Origin of the sequence: Bifidobacterium colobi, from assembly GCF_018555455.1 — a bacterium.
GTDB classification, from domain to species: domain Bacteria; phylum Actinomycetota; class Actinomycetes; order Actinomycetales; family Bifidobacteriaceae; genus Bifidobacterium; species Bifidobacterium colobi.
In genome coordinates this window covers 255,803-270,210 of record NZ_JAFEJU010000003.1, presented here as the reverse complement: position 1 = coordinate 270,210, position 14,408 = coordinate 255,803, and the positions used below count along the sequence as shown (strand labels likewise).

General features: G+C 58.1%; 14 protein-coding genes. All 14 read left to right on the top strand.

Annotated elements, in window-relative coordinates; all coding sequences use genetic code 11:
• Nucleotides 1–40 precede the first annotated feature (40 nt).
• Nucleotides 41–700: an ECF transporter S component gene (locus tag JS530_RS05775; RefSeq protein WP_214376233.1), complete on the top strand. Its 660-nt coding sequence runs from the start codon at nt 41–43 to the stop codon at nt 698–700.
• Nucleotides 701–703: 3 nt separating this feature from the next.
• Nucleotides 704–1,516, top strand: coding sequence for an energy-coupling factor transporter transmembrane component T (locus JS530_RS05770; protein ID WP_214376232.1), 813 nt, complete (start codon nt 704–706; stop codon nt 1,514–1,516).
• Nucleotides 1,516–2,346, top strand: coding sequence for an energy-coupling factor ABC transporter ATP-binding protein (locus JS530_RS05765; RefSeq protein ID WP_214376231.1), 831 nt, complete (start codon nt 1,516–1,518; stop codon nt 2,344–2,346). The genes JS530_RS05770 and JS530_RS05765 overlap by 1 nt, the downstream gene beginning before the upstream one ends.
• Nucleotides 2,343–3,158: an energy-coupling factor ABC transporter ATP-binding protein gene (locus JS530_RS05760; protein WP_214376230.1), complete on the top strand. Its 816-nt coding sequence runs from the start codon at nt 2,343–2,345 to the stop codon at nt 3,156–3,158. The genes JS530_RS05765 and JS530_RS05760 overlap by 4 nt, the downstream gene beginning before the upstream one ends.
• Entirely contained in the window at nt 3,151–3,852 is a 702-nt protein-coding gene (locus JS530_RS05755) for a phosphoribosylanthranilate isomerase (protein ID WP_214376229.1), read from the top strand. Before JS530_RS05760 ends, JS530_RS05755 begins: the two co-directional genes overlap by 8 nt.
• On the top strand, nt 3,845–4,801 hold the full coding sequence (locus tag JS530_RS05750; protein WP_214376228.1) for a carbohydrate kinase family protein: 957 nt from the start codon (nt 3,845–3,847) through the stop codon (nt 4,799–4,801). Before JS530_RS05755 ends, JS530_RS05750 begins: the two co-directional genes overlap by 8 nt.
• A 62-nt stretch (nt 4,802–4,863) precedes the next feature.
• Nucleotides 4,864–5,850, top strand: a complete 987-nt coding sequence (locus JS530_RS05745; protein ID WP_214376227.1) for a nucleoside hydrolase — start codon at nt 4,864–4,866, stop codon at nt 5,848–5,850.
• 147 nt (nt 5,851–5,997) lie between these two features.
• Nucleotides 5,998–6,684 carry an HAD family hydrolase gene (locus tag JS530_RS05740; RefSeq protein ID WP_214376226.1) on the top strand — a complete coding sequence of 229 codons (687 nt, stop codon included), beginning with the start codon at nt 5,998–6,000 and terminating at the stop codon, nt 6,682–6,684.
• Nucleotides 6,681–7,886 carry an iron-containing alcohol dehydrogenase gene (locus tag JS530_RS05735; RefSeq protein WP_214376225.1) on the top strand — a complete coding sequence of 402 codons (1,206 nt, stop codon included), beginning with the start codon at nt 6,681–6,683 and terminating at the stop codon, nt 7,884–7,886. Before JS530_RS05740 ends, JS530_RS05735 begins: the two co-directional genes overlap by 4 nt.
• Nucleotides 7,883–8,785: a ribokinase gene (locus JS530_RS05730; protein ID WP_214376224.1), complete on the top strand. Its 903-nt coding sequence runs from the start codon at nt 7,883–7,885 to the stop codon at nt 8,783–8,785. The genes JS530_RS05735 and JS530_RS05730 overlap by 4 nt, the downstream gene beginning before the upstream one ends.
• A 51-nt stretch (nt 8,786–8,836) precedes the next feature.
• Nucleotides 8,837–10,282 carry an MFS transporter gene (locus JS530_RS05725; RefSeq protein WP_214376223.1) on the top strand — a complete coding sequence of 482 codons (1,446 nt, stop codon included), beginning with the start codon at nt 8,837–8,839 and terminating at the stop codon, nt 10,280–10,282.
• A 199-nt stretch (nt 10,283–10,481) separates the two neighbouring features.
• A complete protein-coding gene (locus JS530_RS05720; protein ID WP_214376222.1) occupies nt 10,482–11,441 on the top strand; it encodes a nucleoside hydrolase in 960 nt (319 codons plus the stop codon).
• Between the two features lie 60 nt (nt 11,442–11,501).
• A complete protein-coding gene (locus JS530_RS05715) occupies nt 11,502–12,914 on the top strand; it encodes an MFS transporter (RefSeq protein ID WP_214376221.1) in 1,413 nt (470 codons plus the stop codon).
• Nucleotides 12,915–12,996: 82 nt separating this feature from the next.
• Entirely contained in the window at nt 12,997–14,364 is a 1,368-nt protein-coding gene (gene guaD, locus JS530_RS05710) for a guanine deaminase (RefSeq protein ID WP_214376220.1), read from the top strand.
• The last annotated feature ends 44 nt before the right edge of the window (nt 14,365–14,408 follow it).

The window sequence follows — 14,408 nt, the reverse complement described above, 5'->3', positions numbered from 1 at the left end:
CTGCGGGATACCGGGGTTGGAGCGGTAAAAGGAGGCCGTCATGGCAAGGAAGCTTTCGTTCTGGGAGGGCATCAAAGCCCAGTTTTCCACGAAATCATTGGTGCTGATTCCGATTGCGGTGGGCATCAATCTTATTGGAGGAACGCTGTGCTCGACATTGAAACTGCCTCTGTTCCTGGACATGATCGGCACGATCGTTGTGGCATGCCTGTCCGGTCCGTGGGTGGCGGCCTTGACCGGTTTGCTGACCAACCTGTTCCTTGCGCTGGTGGCCAACCCGGTCTACCTGCCATACGCCGTGGTCTCCGTGCTATGCGGTCTAGTGGTCGGCTATATGGTCAAAGCCGGATTATTCCGCAAAAAGTCAGGCGTGGTGGCCATCTGGCTGGTGTGTACGCTGGTCAATGCTATCTCTGCCTCGTTGATCACCACATTCGTCTATGGAGGAGCCACCGGCGTTAACGGTACCTCGGTGTTAACGGCAACTTTGGTGGTGGCAATGAAGGATATTCTGGCCTCCGTGATCTCCTCGTCGCTGATCGAGAATCTCGTGGACAAGGGCATCACCGTCATCATCGCATGGATCATCGTGCAGAAGATTCCACGTCGCTTCCTCAGCCAGTATGCGGCTGACGCAGTGGGTGGTTCATCGTCTACCGTGCTGGATGACGATGCCGACGATGACGCGGAAAACGAGTGACATATGCCGCATCATATGCCTGCAATGAATACCACCGTGATTGGGAGGCTGAACCCGATTACGAAGATAGTGGCGGTATTCTCACTCGGTTTGTCGGCCCTTGCCTGGCCTGATTTCACCCTTGGACTGATTGTTGTGGCGCTGTTGTTCGTGGTCTCGTTCATGGCGCATATCCAGAAGGATTTCGCCAAAATCATGTTTGGATTCGGCATCCCGGTCACGGTGATGCTCATGTTTATCCAAGGCATGTACAGCCCCAAGAACAAAACCGTGTTGCTTGACCTCGGTTTTTCCCAGCTATGTCTGGAAGGGGTGCTGTACGCGGCCAAGGTGGTTGTAAGCCTCTTGGTGTTTCTCGGCAGCTTCTACATCATGAACAAAACCACGTACGTCGGTTCCATGGTCGCCGCGCTCACCGCAGTGGGATTGAATGCCAAAGTCGGTTATTTGGTGTTGGCCAGTCTCAACGTGGTGCCGCAAATGCAGCGCCGCATGGCGGTTATCCAGGAAGCGCAATCCGCTCGCGGGTTGGATGCAACCGGTGGCATGCTCTCGAGAATCAAGGCGTACATCCCCTTGCTCGGTCCCGTGGTCCTGTCCTCGCTGACTGATGCGCAGGAGCGTGGCATGACGTTGGAAACCAGAGGTTTTGGCATTACCGGAGTCAGGCAGACCAGCTACGTCAAGGTGGATTGGAACACGATGGACACCGTAGCCAATTGGGTGCTCGGGATTGTGTTGCTGGCAGTGGTTGTGGTCTCGATATTGATGCGCATCGGTGTGATTCCGATGCTGATTACCTGGGGAGGTGTCTGATGAGTGCGATTGTGCACGTTGAGGATTTCTCCTTTAAATATCGCGACACTAAACGCCGGGCTGTCAAGCATGTGAGCTTCGACGTCGAGGAAGGCAGCTGCTTCGCCATCATCGGAGCGAACGGTTCCGGCAAATCCACGCTCTGCAATGCGCTGGTGGGTCTGATTCCGCACTATTTTGTAGGAGCCAGAGCCGGACGCATCCTGATTGACGGCGTGGACGTGGCCGAATCGACGATTGCGGAACTGTCGAACACCATTGGCTTGGTATTCCAGAACCCGTTCAACCAACTGTCCTACACGGCGGGAACCGTGGCCGAAGAGCTCGCATATGGGCTCGGCAACCATGGGGTTGCGCGTGAGCTGATGATCGAACGCGTCGAGGCCGTGGCCAAGCTGATGCGCATCGACCACATTCTCGACAAGAATCCGCTGGAGCTTTCCGGCGGTCAGGTGCAACGTGTGGCCTTCGGTTCCACGTTCATTATGGAACCGCGCGTGCTCGTGCTGGACGAATGCACCACGCAGCTCGACCCATTGGGCGCTTCGGAGATTTTCGATATCGTCAAGCAGCTCAACGCCGATGGAGTCACCGTCATCATGGTCGATCATGACATGGAACGCGTGGCCCAATATGCGGATACGGTGATGGTGCTCGACCGTGGGTCGGTGGCAGCCATCGGCGCTCCATATGAGGTCTTCGCCGACCCGGAACTCGAATCCCATGGAGTGCAGCCGCCGGATTATGTGCCATTGACTCGTGCGTTGGGGTTGCCAATCGAGATTCGCGAGGAGCCGACCATCGCGGCGGTCAAGGAGGTGCTCGCATGAGAATCGAGCTCAAAGGCCTCGAACATGCCTATTCGAAGACGGACAAGGCGCTTGACGGCGTCGACCTCGTACTCGAAGGCAGCGAACCGGTGGCGATCATCGGCCAGAACGGCGCGGGGAAAACCACGCTGGTCAAGCATTTCAACGGCATTCTGCGGCCCACCGGCGGCAGCGTCGAAATCAACGGCGTGGACATCAACACACGTTCCACTGCCGAATGGTCTCGCGAAGTCGGCTACGTCTTCCAAAACCCAGATGACCAACTGTTCCTCGAAAGCGTGCGCAAGGAATTCGAGTTCGGTCCCCGCCAGATCGGCATGGACGCCGACACCATCGCGCGCCGGGTCAACGAAGTCGCCGAATTGACGGGCCTGTCCAAGAAACTCGACGTGCATCCGTTCGACTTGACGCCCACGGAAAAGAAATTCTGCACCATCGGCGCGGTCATCATGATGGATCCCGCAGCGGTGATCTTCGATGAACCCACATGCGGCCAGGATCGCAGTGGCAACGCCCGTCTGAAGACCATCATCGAACGGCTGCGCGGCCAAGGCAAGCTGTGTATCACCATCTCGCACGACATGAAGTTCGTCACCGCGAACTTCTCGCGGGTCATTGTGATGTGTCACGGCACAGTGCTGTTGGACGGTTCTGTGAACGAGGTATTCGCGCAGACCGACATATTGCGGCGTTCGTTCATCACGCCGCCGCCCATCACGCGGGTCGCCCAAGGTGCCGGCCTCAAGGAGACGGTGTTTACCGTTCCAGCGTTCATCAATGCCATCACTAAGGAAAGGAATCATCATGGCTGACGTCATTGCGCAAATCTACGGAATAAGGAACGTCGAGGACGCCCGCATGGTGATCGATATGGGAGGTGAACATATCGGGGTTTCCTACGGCAAGATCAAGCGCACCCCGGGACAGCTGGACTGCGAGCGTGCTAGGGAAATCTTCGAAGGCGTGCAGCCCGAGGCGGTGCGCATCGGTCTGACCGTCGCGGAGGATATTGACGAGATCAGTGAGAATCTGCGCGAGGCCATGCCTGACGTGCTTCACTTGTCCGGTGATATCGAAGGCATCACACCGGATGAAATCGCCGAATTGAAAAGTCGTTTCCCGGGGCTGAAGATTATGCAGGCCATCCCCGTGCTCGCCGGTGTTCCGTTGGAAGAGCAGAAGGTGATGGACTATGTGAAAGACTACGAGTCTGTCTCCGATTTCTTCCTGATCGATACCAAGGCGCCTTCAGCCGGTGACATCGGGGCCACCGGTCTCACCCATGACCGCGCCATCGACCGTGCCATCATCGAATCCACCGACGTGCCATGCATCATTGCCGGTGGACTGGATGCATCCAATGTGGCTGAGGCGATTCATGCAACCCATCCCTATGGCGTTGATTCCTTCTCACTGACTAATTACAGCGACGAACGAGCCAACACCGATCGTTGCAAGGATCCAGCCAAGGTCGAGGCGTTCATCAAGGCGGCCAAGAATGCCTAAAGTCGTATGCGTGGGTGATGCCAATGTGGACATCATCGTGCCCTACCCGCGGTTCCTCAATGAGGAGCGTACGAGGGTCGAATACCCCAAAGTGGGCATTCAGGGAGGCGGTACGGCGGCGAACACCGCCGTCGCTCTGGCTAAGCTCGACATGGACGTGGCCTTCGTGGGAACCGTGGGCGATGACCAATACGGACGGTTCGTCATCCAGGATTTCAAGAACGCCGGGGTGGATGTGACCGGTCTAGTCGCTGATTCGACCTTGAATACGGTAGGCGTGTTCGCGTTCGTCGATGATCGCGGAGAACGCTATCTGTGGGGTTGGCCGCGCGAACGACAGTCGTTCAAGGTGCTTGATGAGGACCTGGTTCCCATGCATATGCTTCTCGAAGCCGATTGGGTGCATTCCTCCGGCATGTGTCTGACCTATGACACCAGCGCACGCGAGACGATCATCCGTATCTTCGAGAAGGCGCACAGAATCGGAATCCCCACCTCGTTCGATCTGAATCTCAGAGTGGATGATGGCGTGCTCGATCCGGATTTCGCGTCGGCTTTGGAACGCATCATCCCGAACGTGGATTATCTGCTCGGCTCCGGGCCGGACGAGTTCGCGTATTTGGGACATGCGGGGATATTCGCCAACGCAGCACGATACGCGCAAGGCGATCGAACGGTGATTGTGCGCGATGGTGCCAACGGTTCGATTGCCCTGACGAAGGAGGGGCGAGTCGACTGCCCTGCATTCAAGGTGCGGGTGGAGGACACGATCGGCGCCGGCGACGTCTACAACGCCGGATTCATCGCGGCGCGGCTGTCCGGGGCTTCACTCTGGCGCTCGCTTGAACAAGGCAACGCGGTATCCGCCTACAAAGTGGAACGTACGGGAGCCCGCTCCTCGCCAGATAGGAGACAACTGGATTGTTTCCTCAAGGAACACGACCACTGAATGGTTGCGGCATCAGCCACGGCGAAACAACTATCAACAAACAACCAACGGAGGTAATTGATATGGAATCCATGAAGAAGAAGGTCATTCTCGACTGCGATCCCGGGCACGATGACGCGTTCGGTATCATGCTGGCCGTCCAGCATCTCGATGTGCTGGGCATCACCACCATTGGCGGCAACTGCACGCTGGAGAACGTGACTCGCAACGCCATCAAGGTGCTGGAAGTGCTCGGAGCCGCCGACCGTATCGGCGTCTACCCAGGCCACAGCTGTCCAATGGTGGCTCCTTTGGTCACGGCACCGCAGTTTCACGGCGAAACCGGTCTGGACGGCCCAGTGCTGCCTGAACCCACCCATCAGCCGCAGAACAAGCACGCGGTCGACTTCATCGTCGACACCGTGATGAGCACCGATGACGTGACGCTGATCGCCACCGGTCCGCTCACCAATATCGCAGCCGCTATCAATCGAGAGCCGCGCATCGTGGACCGTGTCAAGGAACTATGCATCATGGGCGGTTCCGTGACATATGGCAACTGGACGCCGGCGGCGGAATTCAACATCTTCGTGGATCCGGAGGCCGCATCCCGCGTGTTCAATTCGGGACTGCACGTCAAGATGACCGGTATCAATCTCACCCGTCAGTGCGAGCTGACTGCCAAGCATGTGGCGAAGTTCCGAGAAATCGGCACCAAGGCCGCGAACTTGGCCGCCGACCTGACCGACTTCTTCATCGAGGCATGCGAGGAGGAATCCGAGCTGACCGGCGCAACCATGCACGATGCCTGCGCCGTGGCCTGGATAATCGACCCATCGCTGATCAAGGCAGTGCCCATGCACATCGACATCGAACTCAACGGCAAGCTCACCCGCGGCATGACTGTCTGCGATTACCGTCATCTGCGCGGCACCAAGCCGGCCGTTGATCTGGAACGCACGCCGACGATGGACTACCGCGGCGAGAAGCCGAACGCCGAAGCCGCTCTGGAGCTCGATTTCCCAGGCTTCGTCAATCTGCTCAACTCGACGTTGGAAAACTACGACTGAGACTTACCCCTGAACCAACCCCCTCCATAATCGCCGGTCGATGATTTCCCTTTTTTTCGCCGGCCGGCGATTATTCCCGACCGACAACCTCTGGCATCCGATGCATGCGTCGCGCCAACAACAATCCGATAGACAAGGAGAGCGGACATGATTCGACCGTATGTCCTCTGGGACTTCGACGGCACGCTCGCCGATACCGGCAAAGACGTGTGGGCCTCCCTCGAATACGCGGCGCGGCGTTCCGGCGGCAGCCTGGAGAAGGATTATAGGGCGCAGGACGCGCATCTGGCTGATTCCATGAGTGAGATCATGCGCCATGTGACCCCATATCCAGGATCAGACCATCTGACTGACTTCGATGATGACGTACGCATGCATTACCGCACGTTGAACCAATTCACCGAAACCAGACTGTATCAGGGCATCCGCCCATTGCTGGAGAAACTGCACGCGATGGGGGTGCGCAACATCATCGTGACGAACAAGCCGCAGGGCGCTTTGCTACGCATCCTCGACAACAAAGGGTGGCGCAGCCTCTTCGACGGCTGGACATGCCCGGATTCGGACCCGGACCAAGCAATGGATAAGAACGGCATGATTGCCAGAACACTTGCCGCAAACGGCATCACAGCAGCGCAATGCGTCTACGTGGGAGACACCTTCTCCGACGTGTTGGCAGCCAGAGCCAACGGCGTGATTCCGATTGCAGTCACATACGGGGACGGCGATACCCTCACCCTTCTGGAACAGGAACCGAATTACGTGGCAAGCAACGTCGCCGAATTACAAGACATCATCACACACACCGTCATCGGAGCAAGGAGCACGATATGAGGGATTTCACCATCACCATCGGCACCACGTTCGTCTTCGGACATGACGCCGAAACCAAGATAGGAGAGCAACTGGCCGCACGCGGCATCCATCGCGTGCTTATCCATCATGACGGTGGAGCATATCTCACCTTCAGCGGCCTACTCGCCACCGTACGGAACAGTCTGAGCCATGCCGGCATCGAAGCCGTGGAACTTGGGGGAGTCCAACCCAATCCGAGACTATCCCTAGTACGCGAAGGTATTGCGCTGGCCCAAGAGCATAACGTCGAGGCGCTGGTGGCCATCGGCGGCGGCAGCGTCATCGACTCCGCCAAAGCCATAGCCCTTGGAGCCACCGGAGAGCAGGACATATGGGACTATTTCACCGGCGCGGCACCAGTCGAACACACCCTGCCTGTCGCAGTGGTGCTGACATGCCCGGCCTCCGGCAGCGAATCCAGCCAGGTCACCGTCATCAACAACGAGGAGGAGCACACCAAACTCACCTTGAGCGAGCCAGTGCTGCGACCCGCGTGGGCGTTCATGAACCCGGCCCTTAGCGCCACCGTGCCGGCCTTTCCCACGGCATGCGGCATCGTGGACATGTTCTCCCACATCTGCGAACGGTATTTCAGCGCCGATCAGGAAATCGGCGTCATCGACCGCATGGCCGAAGGCGCGCTTGCCACATTGGTCGACGTCGGGCCGAAATCACTGGCGGATCTTGAGAACTATGATCTGCGGGCGCAGATCATGTGGATCTCCACCATCGCCCAGAACAATACGTTGGGCGTTGGGCGGGAGCAGGATTGGTCCACTCATCTGATTGCCAACGAACTGAGCGCACTCTACGACACTCCGCATGGGGCCACCCTGTCCATCATCATGGGCTCGTGGATGCGGGTGGCCAGCGAACGCAATCCCATGCGTTTCGCGCGCTACGCCACCGAAGTATTCGATGTCGACCCATCCCTGCCGGAACAGACAAGGGCGAGGCTCGGCATCGAAGCCACAGAAGCATTCTTCCAATCATTGGGCATGCCCATTTCGTTTACGGATTTCAACATTCCCTCCGATGGCATCGAACGCATGCTGGACAACATCGTCTTCTACGGGCCAGACGCAACGATTGGCTCGGTCGCACGACTGAACCGGGAAGACTGCCGCCGCATCTTCCATATGGCGGCGCAACGAACCTCGGAAGGGGAGGAAACACGATGAGCATACTGAATTTCGGATCGCTGAACATCGACTACGTATACGGTGTCGAGCATTTCGTGTCCAAAGGAGAAACCATCACCTCCCGTACGCTGAATGTATTCCCGGGAGGCAAAGGCCTGAACCAATCGATTGCGCTCGCCCGAGCCGGCGCTGACGTGCGGCATGCCGGCCAAGTGGGCACTGATGGCGTGTTTCTGAAGGAGTTGCTCGCCGGAAACGGTGTGGATGTCCGATCGGTCGCGGTGCGCGATGACGTGCGCAGCGGCAACGCCATCATCCAAAACGATGCTGCAGGCGATAACTGTATCATCCTGTTCCCGGGTGCCAACCGTGCCATCGATACCGATTTCGTGGACAAGGCCCTGTCTGGCTATGGCGAAGGCGACTGGCTGCTGCTGCAGAACGAGATCAGCGCCATGCCGTATATCGTCTCGCGCGCCAAACAGCTGGGCATGTACGTGGTGCTCAACCCTTCTCCGGCGGATGCGCTGCTGACCGAAATCAATCTCGACCTGATTGACTGCTTCATCCTCAACGAAGGTGAAGCCGCCATGCTGACCGGCATCGGAGGGAACGACGGACGTGCCTTGGCGTCGGCGATGCAGACACGCTTCCCGCACGCCCAGGTCATATTGACGCTGGGGGAGCGCGGATCGCTGGCCGTACATGACGGGCACACGGATATGCAATCTGCATATCTCGTGGACACCGTGGACACCACGGCGGCCGGAGATACGTTCACCGGATACTTGCTCGCCGGTCTGATGGACGGTTGCAGCATGAGCGAAGCACTTGAGACCGCGGCGAAAGCATCCGCGATTGCCGTATCAAGACCCGGCGCGGCACCTTCAATACCACAGCGAGAGGAGGTCAGTGCATTCATCCCTCGCCAGCGTTGAACATTCATAAGACTTTCCATCGATAACTCAGTATTAGAGAAAGGAACAACCATGGCAGAAACCACTGTCAAGGAGAAGGCGAACGGCATTCCGGTGCCCGAGGAAGGGACCGAAGAGTTCGCACGTATGAACAAGATGGCAAAGATCGCCATCCCGATCGTATTGATCATCTTCACCATGGGCGTGCTGCAGCAGCAGGCCTTCGGCATGATCTACGTGAACATCGGTGATCAGCTTGGCCAAGCCAATCTGGCACCGCTGATCACCTCGATTCCGGGCATTGTGCTCGGCATCGTATGTGTGATCTACGGTTCGTTGGGTGACTTCGTCTCCCTGAAGAAGATGATGACACTCGGCACGATAGTGTTCGTGCTCGGTTCGGTACTCGGCTGCTTCGGCGACTTCAGCATCTGGATTGTCATCGCCGCACGTACCGTACAGTCCGCAGGCTGGCAGGTCTCCGGCTCCATCTTCCTCGTGCTCGTCTCGAAGTACATCGAAAAGAAGAAGCGCGTCATCTGGTACGGCGTCTTCGTGGCCGTCTTCCGCATTGCCGCGGCCCTAGGCGTCTTCCTCGCCGGTTACATGACCCTCGTCGATTGGCGAATCTTGTTCGGCATCGGCATCATCGCCGTCTTCTTCATTCCGATCCTGTCCAAGAACCTGCCTGACGAGCATGCCAAGGGTGCTCGCATCGATGCCATTGGCTTTACCCTCATCGGCCTGTTCGCCGGCTCTGTGACCATGTTCTTTACCGATATGAACATCTTCTGGGGCGCCGCAGTTGTCATCACCGGTATCGCCTTCGTCGTGTACATCAACAAGGCAGCCGACCCGTTCATCACCCCGAAGATGCTCACCAACCCGGCCTTCGCCATGACCATGGTCGTCATCTTCGTCGGCTACTTCTTCAGCTACACGCTCAACGCCGGCGTGAACGCCATCGGTCTGAACGTATACGGCATTGACTCCTCCCAGGTCTCCAACCTGCTGGTGTGGTCCATCATCCTCGCAGCCATCATGGGCTTCGCTGCTGGTCCAATCATCCAGAAGATCGGACGTAAGGCCTCTGTGATTCTCGCGCTCGCTTGCATGGGCGTCGGTCTGATCGCCGTGGCTTTCTTCATCCCGATGGGTCAGGTCTGGTGCATCGCCGTGGCTCCGTGCATCTACTACTTTGGTACCTCTTTCTTCTACCAGCCAATCGTGGACACCGCGACCTTGACTGTGGAAGCCGAGGAATCCGGCCGTGCACTGGGCTTCAACGATCTGATGCAGGCAATCACCGGCTCCGTGGGCGTGGCCATCTTCGGCCAGCTGATGGCCAATGGCGCCATGGGTGGCGGCTCGGTGTTCGGCACTGAAGCCGGTCTGGCCTCCACCTATGCCAACGTCTTCATGATTGGCGGCATCATCGTGCTCGGTGCCATGGTGATCTTCATCTGCTCGATGAAGATGATCTACAGTCGTTCCCGCGTCGCCGAAGACGAGAAGTGACTGATTTCAAGCTGACCTCCAGCGAAGAGTAAGGCCTGTGACCGTTGATGGTCACAGGCCTTACTTGTGTGCTGATGGCGGGCGTTATGTTGACGTATTGTCAATGCTCAGGCCTGCCGTGGCCGATTTTCGGTTAATATTAACGAGGTAAATCAATAGTCGTTCGGCTCTTGATAACAACTCAGGGAAAGGCACTCCCATGACAAAGAAACTGATTCTTGACCTTGACACCGGTGTGGATGATGCGCTCGCCATCTCGTATGCACTTGGTAGTCCGGAAGTCGAGTTGATCGGCATCACCGGCACGTATGGCAACGTATTGCTTGACCAGGGTGTGCGCAACGCCTTGGCCATCACTGACCTGCTTGGTCATCCCGAGGTCAAGGTGTACAAGGGCTTGCCGCATTCCAGCACCACCGATTCCTTCGAAGTGCTTGATATCTCCGCCTTCATCCATGGCAAGAACGGCATTGGCGACGTGGATATTCCCGATTCGAACCGTGAGCCGGAAACCGAATCCGCAGTTGACTTCATCATCGACGCGGTCAAGACCTACGGCAAGGATCTGGTCTACGTGCCCACCGGTCCGATGACGAACATCGCTGCCGCCTTGAAGAAAGCTCCCGAGATCAAGGATGAAATCGGCAAGATCGTGCTGATGGGCGGCGCCCTCACCGTTTGCGGCAATGTGAATGGCTGGGAGGAGGCCAACATCTCCCAGGATCCGGAGGCCGCCGACTACCTGTTCCGCTCCGGAGCCCCGGCCACCATGGTCGGCCTCGATGTCACCCTGCAGACACTGCTCACGTACAAGGAAACCCAGCAGTGGCGTGACCTCGGCACCAAGGCGGGTGAGTTCCTTGCGGATATGACCGACTACTACATCAAGGCCTATGAGACCACGTCGCCGCACCTTGGCGGCTGCGGTCTGCACGACCCGCTCGCGGTCGGTGTGGCCGTGGATCCGACCCTGATCACCGCATTGCCCATCAACATGAAGGTGGACGTGGACGGCCCCACCCGCGGCCGCACCATCGGCGATAACACGCGCATGAACGATCCGGTCAAAACCATGAAGGCCGCAATCGACGTTGACGTGCCGCGCTTCCTCAACGAATTCATGACCCGCATCACCGGCCTCGCCAAGCACGCCAAGTGACGCCGTCGTTGCCATATCACCAGACTTCCCCAATAGAGAGCAAGAATAAAGGAAGAAATAATGACACAAACCACTACCACTCCGGTTGCCGCCGATCCTTGGGCCGACCCGGAAACCAGCAACAAGATGGCCATCAAGGCCCTGATCCTGCTGCTGATCACCTTCATCCTCGGCACCCTGTGTCTGCAGGGTTTCAACCTGGTCTTCAATCAGGTTGGTGAAGACGTCGGCGCTCCGGCACAGGCTTCGCTGATCACCGCGTTCCCCTCGCTGGTGCTCGGCATCGTCTGCTTCATCTACGGTTCCCTCGGTGACTTCGTCTCCCTGAAGCGACTGGTCGTCGCCGGCCTCATCACCCTGCTGGTCGGCTCCCTGTTCGGCTTCGTGGCCAACTTCTTCTTCACCGCGAACATCTGGACCGTGATCATCGCCCGTGTGCTGCAAACCGCCGGCGAGCAGGTGGCAGGCTCCGTGTTCCTGGTCATCGCCACCAAGTACCTGAAGCCGTCACTGAAGGTCATCTTCTTCGGCCTGTACACCGCGGCCTACCAGCTGTCCGCCTCCATCGGCGTATTCGCTGCCGGCGTGCTGAGCTCCATCGCATGGCAGTACCTGTTCCTCATCCCCGTGGTGACCATCTTCTTCCTGCCGACCCTGCTCAAGAACCTGCCCGGACGCCAAGGCGGCAACGAGCACGTCGACTGGCTCGGCTTCACCATCTTCGGTTTCGCCAGCGCGTTCCTCACCCTGTTCTTCTCCTACATGGCGTGGTGGATGCTGGGCGTGGCCGTGGCACTGTTCATCATCTTCGCCGTGTACATTCACAAGGCCGCCAAGCCGTTCATCACCCCGGACTTCTTCAAGAACACGCGTTGGCTGGCTGCCATCAGCCTTATTCTGGTGTTCTACTTCACCAACTACTGCATCTCCCCGCTGTTCAACGCCATCGGCACGTCCGTGTACGGCATGACCACCGCCCAGGTGTCCACCTACATCGTATGGGCATTCGTGTGCGCCGCCGTGGTCGGCACCTCCTCCGGTTGGATTATGGGCAAGATCGGCCGCCAGGCTGCGCTGATCACCGCCGCCGTGCTGATGGTCGCCGGCTTCGTGACCGCCGCCCTCGCCGTCAATGCCGGCTTCCTCGTGCTGACGCTTACCGCATGCCTGTTCTACTGCGGTGTCGGCCTGCTGTACTCCCCGGTGGTCTCCACGGTGATCGATACGCTGCCGCAGAGCGAATCCGGCCGTGGCGTGGGCATGAATGATCTGGTGATGAACGTCACCGCATCCATCGGCATCACCGTCATCGGCTCCCTGATGGGTTCCCAGTCGCTGGCCGGTTCCAGCATCACCGGTGCCACGGGAGCGGCCGCCGGCTACGCCAACCTGCTGCTCATCGGTGCCGGCGTGATTCTGCTTGGCCTGATCGTGTTCCTCATCTTCCGTAAGAAGATCTACAGCCAGAACTGATAGGTCAACTGCTGCAAGGCTCGCATGCCGCATGGTGTGCGAGCCTTTTCTCACTATGACATTGAGATAAAGGAGATAGTCAATGACGATTACCTTGGCCATTGAAGGATCCGGTTTCACTTCGCGCACGCGCGACGAAGTACAGTATTTTGATCACTCGCTGTTCCTGATTGATGAGCAGGGCATCATCCAGTCCGTGCTTGAGCCCGGCGACGAACGCTATGCGAGCGAAAAATCGCAGGCGCAGGAGCGCGGCATCTATCAGGCTCTTGCCGAAGGCTCCTATCTGCTGCCGGGATTCATCGATCTGCATGTGCACGCCCCGCAATGGGCGCAGGATGGTACCGGATTGGATGAGCCACTGGAAGTCTGGCTCGGCAAATACACGTTCCCCACTGAATCCAAGTTCGCTGATGAATCATACGCGCATGTGGTGTATGAGGATTTGGTGAACCGTATGCTTGCCACCGGCACCACTACCGCAGCCTATTACGCCACAGTCGACCGCAAAGGTTCCCTGGTACTGGCTCAGGAAGCCGAACGCTTGGGGCAGCGTGCATTGGTAGGCAAAGTGGTTATGGATGATGCTGAAGCTAATCCGGATTACTATCGCGACCCTTCCGCCGAAGCCGCCATTGAGGAAACCGAACGATTCATCAACGAAGTCGCCGAACTGAACGAGCACAGTGTGCAAGGCGTCTACCCGGTGATCACCCCGCGCTTCATCCCAAGTTGCACCGATGAGGCGTTGCGCGGACTCGGCGAACTGGCTGAACGATACCAGTCCTATGCCTACATCCAAACCCACTGCAGCGAAAGCGACTGGGAGCATGGCTACGCATATGAGCGATACGGTAAGAGCGACACGCATATGCTGCGCGAATTCGGATTGTTCACTCGTCGCAGCATTCTGGCGCACAGCGTGTATCCCAACGAGGAGGATATGCGCGTGTTCGTGGAAACCGGTGCGATTGCCGTGCATTGCCCGTTGTCGAACGCGTTCTTCGCCGGTGCTGTGGCACCAATCCGCCGATACTTGGCCGCCGGCATGCATGTGGCGCTGGGCAGTGATATCTCCGGCGGCTACAACCCGGACCTGTATGGTGCGATTCGCCAGGCCGTGACCTCCTCGCGCATGCTGGAAACCGGCGTGAACCGTGACCTTGCTGCAGGGGAGAGGGGCGTGGCCGGTAGCGCCCTGACATTGAACAATGCGTTCTATCTGGCCACGGCCGGCGGCGGCGAATCGCTGGGGCTGCCGATCGGCCGATTGGAAGCCGGCTACGCGTGGGATGCCCAAGTGGTGGATACCAAATTCGCCAGTGCCCGCCTGCCCATCTTCGAGAGCAATGAGCCCGCTTCGGACATCTTCCAAAAGATTGTGAACCTTGCAGTGCCTGAGAATATTCGCACTGTTTGGGTGCAGGGGCGCGAAGTCGTCCGTAAATAACAATAATGGCTTCCTCTGTTCGCGAGGAAGCCATTATTGTTACT

Bases quoted from the DNA above. Each gene is read 5' to 3' on its own strand.
- JS530_RS05775 (WP_214376233.1), top strand. From the start codon at position 41: ATGGCAAGGAAGCTTTCGTTCTGGGAGGGCATCAAAGCCCAGTTTTCC.
- JS530_RS05770 (WP_214376232.1), top strand. From the start codon at position 704: ATGCCGCATCATATGCCTGCAATGAATACCACCGTGATTGGGAGGCTG.
- JS530_RS05765 (WP_214376231.1), top strand. From the start codon at position 1,516: ATGAGTGCGATTGTGCACGTTGAGGATTTCTCCTTTAAATATCGCGAC.
- JS530_RS05760 (WP_214376230.1), top strand. From the start codon at position 2,343: ATGAGAATCGAGCTCAAAGGCCTCGAACATGCCTATTCGAAGACGGAC.
- JS530_RS05755 (WP_214376229.1), top strand. From the start codon at position 3,151: ATGGCTGACGTCATTGCGCAAATCTACGGAATAAGGAACGTCGAGGAC.
- JS530_RS05750 (WP_214376228.1), top strand. From the start codon at position 3,845: ATGCCTAAAGTCGTATGCGTGGGTGATGCCAATGTGGACATCATCGTG.
- JS530_RS05745 (WP_214376227.1), top strand. From the start codon at position 4,864: ATGGAATCCATGAAGAAGAAGGTCATTCTCGACTGCGATCCCGGGCAC.
- JS530_RS05740 (WP_214376226.1), top strand. From the start codon at position 5,998: ATGATTCGACCGTATGTCCTCTGGGACTTCGACGGCACGCTCGCCGAT.
- JS530_RS05735 (WP_214376225.1), top strand. From the start codon at position 6,681: ATGAGGGATTTCACCATCACCATCGGCACCACGTTCGTCTTCGGACAT.
- JS530_RS05730 (WP_214376224.1), top strand. From the start codon at position 7,883: ATGAGCATACTGAATTTCGGATCGCTGAACATCGACTACGTATACGGT.
- JS530_RS05725 (WP_214376223.1), top strand. From the start codon at position 8,837: ATGGCAGAAACCACTGTCAAGGAGAAGGCGAACGGCATTCCGGTGCCC.
- JS530_RS05720 (WP_214376222.1), top strand. From the start codon at position 10,482: ATGACAAAGAAACTGATTCTTGACCTTGACACCGGTGTGGATGATGCG.
- JS530_RS05715 (WP_214376221.1), top strand. From the start codon at position 11,502: ATGACACAAACCACTACCACTCCGGTTGCCGCCGATCCTTGGGCCGAC.
- guaD (WP_214376220.1), top strand. From the start codon at position 12,997: ATGACGATTACCTTGGCCATTGAAGGATCCGGTTTCACTTCGCGCACG.